Annotated in this window: 5 protein-coding genes; all 5 read right to left on the bottom strand. The window is 33.5% G+C overall.

The genetic code is table 11. The features are described from left to right. Positions 1-223: 223 nt before the first annotated feature. Positions 224-373, bottom strand: coding sequence for a hypothetical protein (locus H8909_RS12485; RefSeq protein WP_199409992.1), 150 nt, complete (start codon positions 371-373; stop codon positions 224-226). A gap of 75 nt (positions 374-448) precedes the next feature. Beyond that, positions 449-817 carry a hypothetical protein gene (locus H8909_RS12480; RefSeq protein WP_022425589.1) on the bottom strand — a complete coding sequence of 123 codons (369 nt, stop codon included), beginning with the start codon at positions 815-817 and terminating at the stop codon, positions 449-451. Beyond that, positions 817-1,299 (bottom strand): GNAT family N-acetyltransferase, encoded by a 483-nt coding sequence (locus tag H8909_RS12475; RefSeq protein ID WP_187013051.1) that lies wholly within the window; start codon positions 1,297-1,299, stop codon positions 817-819. Before H8909_RS12475 ends, H8909_RS12480 begins: the two co-directional genes overlap by 1 nt. Before the next feature lie 113 nt (positions 1,300-1,412). Beyond that, the gene (locus H8909_RS12470) at positions 1,413-2,762 is read right to left on the bottom strand and encodes an MATE family efflux transporter (protein WP_187013050.1); all 1,350 of its coding nucleotides are present in this window, start codon (positions 2,760-2,762) and stop codon (positions 1,413-1,415) included. Positions 2,763-2,954: 192 nt separating this feature from the next. Further along, on the bottom strand, positions 2,955-4,118 hold the full coding sequence (locus H8909_RS12465) for an RNA-guided endonuclease InsQ/TnpB family protein (protein WP_187013049.1): 1,164 nt from the start codon (positions 4,116-4,118) through the stop codon (positions 2,955-2,957). Positions 4,119-4,827: the final 709 nt, after the last annotated feature.

Raw genomic sequence — 4,827 nt, 5'->3', positions numbered from 1 at the left:
AGATGCAAATCTTTATATTAAATATGATGGACTTGTTTAACGGATTCACTGGACTTTTCTAGCGTAATGGATGGACTTATTTTACCGTATGGAGTGGCCTTGCCACTCCGTAATATTCAATATCTTTAGTTACTTATATTTTCCTCCTTTACAATAGATTTTTGCATATATATACAGTTTTCTAGTCTAAAAAAAGAAACAGCAACCCGCTGTTTCTCTCTCATTAGATTCCAAACTCTCTTGCAAGTTCTTCATCTACTTCATCTGCAGTAAATGTTTTACCTTCTTTGATAGATTCAATACCTTTTCTTAATTCTTTGTCTAGTTCTTCTTGTGTCATACCACCAATTGCGGTTGGTTCTGTATATGTCATATCTATCACCTCTTTAGTCTAAAGTAAGCATTATCAACATGTATTACAAGACAAAAAGATAAAAGAATATACTTTCTATACTGTAAACAATAATACTACAAAACCCATAAGTACAAACAATACAGGTAGAATAATCGCAATGAATCTATTAGATGCTTTCTTATACCAATAAGGAATTAACGATAATCCAAATAGAATTATACTAGCTGCAAATAGATAATCACCTTCCATGATACCTACACAGCCAAATAGAGCTATACCTACACCAATAAGAGTACGAATAATATCAGATATAAGAAATACAGAACCTATTGCTTTTTTCTGTATTCTTTTTCTTTTCATCTTCTTTTCATATCTTGTATATTCATTATCTAGAGTACTATCACATACAGGACATTTCTTCATTCCCGGTTCTACTCTACATCCACATTTAGGACAGATCATTATTTCACCTTCTCATAAGCTATTCTAGGTGTGCCATCTTCTACATAGATAATTCCTGTTTCTTGAAAACCATTTTTTAACAAAACCTTCTGCATAATCTTATTATCTTCATGTGTATCAGCTCTTAGATGTGCACATCTTTTACTGCAGAAGTTGACTGTTTTATTAAATACTTGATGCATAATGCCATCACTCGCAATACGATGAATCGTACCATAAGTACTGTGATCAAGCCATGCACCTTCTATTTCCTTATATGTAGGATCTTTTCCTATAATAAACGCAAATACACTATGTATAATAGAATCTTCTTCCATTACAAAGAGTTGATGTTTATGAATGTCTTCTTCTAATGTTTTTGAATCAGGATAACGACTGTTCCACTGATGTGGGTTACCTGTTTGTCTCATAAAAGCTTTCGCAATTTCATATATTTCTAATATTCTTTCTAAGTCTTCTGTTCTGGCTTCTCTAATAATCATGATTCATCCTCCCTACCACAATTTAATCAAACAGAGTTAATCTCTGTCAATATGTAAAACAGGAGAAGCTCCTATTAACCTTTAGATGTATCACTTAATACCAACATATTTCATTATAATACTCCCCCAAAACTTAATAGATTGTGTTTATTCTTTTTGTAATATACTAATCCCACTATATCCGCAAGTGCCCAGCCTATTGGAACTGACCACCATATACCTGTTACTCCAAGTGTTGGTATAGAAGATAAGATATAGGCTAAAGCGACTCTTGTACCAAGTGAGAATACTGTAAGAACAACACTCATACCTGGTCTTCCTAAAGCACGATATAGACCATATAACAAGAATAAACAGCCTATACCAATATAGAATGCACCTTCTATACGTAAGTAACGTACACCTTCTAAAATAATGCTTGTTTCATTTGCATCTATAAAGATCATCATTAAAGGTTTCGCAAATATATAAACTAGAATAAAGATGACTATACAGAAAATTGAAGATATACGAACAGCTTCTTTGAGTCCTTTTTGTATTCTTTCTTTTTCTTTGGCTCCATAGTTTTGAGCAATGAATGTAGAAAAGGCATTTCCAAAGTCCTGTACTGGCATATAAGCAAAAGCATCAATTTTTACTGCAGCTGCAAATGCAGCCATAACAACTGTACCAAAGCTATTAACTAACCCTTGTACCATCAGTATTCCTAGATTCATGACTGATTGCTGGATACAAGTAAGAAGCGAGAAAGAGATGATCTGTTTAATTCTTTCTCTTTTTAAGTAACTAACCTTAAATATTACAAGTACTTCTTTATATTTAAGTAGTGTATAAAACATGATGCCTATACCTGATACATATTGGGATAGTACTGTAGCAAGGGCTGCACCCCCTACTCCCATCTTTAATACAAGTACAAAATAGAGATCTAGAATAATATTCAAGATAGAAGAGATGGCAAGAAAGATGAGTGGAATGACTGAATTACCTATAGATCTTAAATAAGCCGAAAAGAAGTTATATAAGAATATCGCAATGATTCCCATAAAAATATATAAGAGATAACATCTCATATCACCCCATACCTCATGAGGCACTCTTAAGAAGAGTTTAAGTACATCTAGACATATATAAGCAATGATATTAAGTAATATGGATATGAAGACAATAAAGAAGAAGGAAGCACATAGATCCTGTTTTAGTCCTCTTTTATCTCTTTGTCCAAATCTAATAGAAAAGAGTGCACCACTACCCATACATAAGCCTAATATGATAGATGTAATAAAGGTCATAAGAGTAAAAGAAGAACCGACTGCAGCTAAAGCTGTTTTTCCTAAGAACTGCCCTACTATTAAAGTATCCGCAATGTTGTAACATTGTTGTAAGAGGTCTCCTAGTATCATAGGTATCGCAAACAACAGCATTGATTTCACAACAGGTCCTTTTGTAAGATCTTTATTCATTATATGCCTGCCACTCAAAATGTGATTAAATATACTCACATCGAGATAATGTAAGTTCTCACGAACATTACTTACTATGTCATCGTGTATGCTTTTGATTGACCGAAATCATATCTACTCACAAGTTCATGTACACTCCATAGTCGTAAATTCCCGAAATAGCCTTCGGTACATGCCTACGCCTGCGTTTGTTTATGCAACTTCGTAAGTTGTAGCATCTCTCAGATTAAGTGCAGCATTGAAATCTCTGTCTTCGATATATCCACAGTCACATCTGAAAATTCTATCTGAAAGCTTTAAATCTTTCTTGATACTTTTACAGCAATGACATGTTTTAGATGATGGGTACCATCTATCTACAATTCGAAGTTCAATTCCGTTCTCTTTGCATTTAGCTTCAAGCTTTGTTTTAAATTCATAAAACTTCTGCGAAGCAACTGCCTTTGAAAGATGTCTGTTCTTCATCATTCCTGATACGTTTAGATCTTCAATCGTTATATAAGATGGCTTGGTTTTCACTATCTCTGCGATTGTCTTATTGATGTAATCAGTACGAATATTGTCAATTCTATGATGAAGCTTCTGTATCTTAAGCCTTTGTTTCTGTATATTTCTTTTTTGAGTGGACCCTCCTTTCTTTAGATTTTCATACTTTCGAGAAAGACTTCTCTGTTCTCGAATAAGCTTTTTTTCAAGCTTCTTTAATTTTGCAGATTTGTTGATGTTCTTATAAGTTTTTCCATTAGAGACAATTGCAAAGTCCTTTAATCCAAGGTCAATGCCAATTCCTTTACTGGAATTATTAGCTATCCTGTGATCTGGGATTTCTATGAGAACTGAAACATAGTATCTGTCAGCTTTTATTGAGACATGACCGCTCTTAATTACGTATCCATCTTTTGTTGTGGGAATATATCCTTTCTCTTTGATGCGGACCCAGCCAAGTGACGGAATCTTGATTCTGTGTCTTTTGCAAAGGCAATCTTTTGGATTATTCCTTACAAAATACATTTTCACATCAGATCTGCCTTTCTTCTTAAATTTTGGAAAGGCGCTCTTGTGATTAAAGAATCTCTTAAATGCAGTCTGTCCGTTATTTACTGCCTGTGTTACCGATTTTGAATAAGCTTCCTTGATCCAGGAACATTCTGGATGGTTCGGAAGAAACTCATTGTTAAGCCATACTCTAAACTGGCTGCTGCTCATAAACTTTTTGCCACTTTCATGAAGCTCCTTATTATGAGCAAGATAGAAATTATAGATAAATCTGCAAGTACCTATTGTTTTACGAATCCTGACTTTCTGCCCCTCTGTTGGATTTATTTCCGTCCTGAAGCTCTTCAGCAATTCCCTCATCCCTTTCTATCAGTTTTTTATACTTACGAAGCCCTTTACAGCCTGCAGGAGAATACATGAAGTATTGAAACAATATCCTGCATGAATTCTCCATCTGATTTCTAATCTAATTATAGTACAAATGGAAAATCCATGCATCATGTTCAGCTTCATGAACACCTATTAATCGGCGTTAATAAAATTTAATTTTCACTAACCTGTGGTTTGTGGGTATTCAAATAATTCTTTTACATTACAAAACCATCTTAAAGATGCAACTTGATTTAGTAAATGCTGATTATAAGTATAATAATGCCTATTAGTTTAGGTTCGATTTGCCTTTAAAGTTCCTTTTCTATCTCAACGTTATAATATCTTAACAGATACGCCTAAAAGTTCAGCAAAATCCTTTGGTTTATAATTTGTAATATTTGATGTGTTCATTTTAACGCTCTTCTTTGAGCAGATTTGAACACATTTAATCACAATAGTCAATATCTTTAGTTACTTATATTTTCCTCCTTTTCGTAAGTTTATACTTACGTTATGTAATAACTATAGTATAATAGTATGCTTATATCAACTTGTGATTTATTGGAATGATAGGTATGTCTGATTCCAATATGATAATGTCTTAATGTATCCAAGTTGATATTGTCCCAATTGGGACAATATCAACTTGCCGTGTTAAACTATAACCTCCAGGGGAGGTTATTATGAGAAAGGTTGA

It is taken from the genome of Catenibacterium faecis (genome assembly GCF_014306455.1).
GTDB classification, from domain to species: domain Bacteria; phylum Bacillota_I; class Bacilli_A; order Erysipelotrichales; family Coprobacillaceae; genus Catenibacterium; species Catenibacterium mitsuoka_A.
This window is presented reverse-complemented; position numbering and strand designations above follow the sequence as displayed.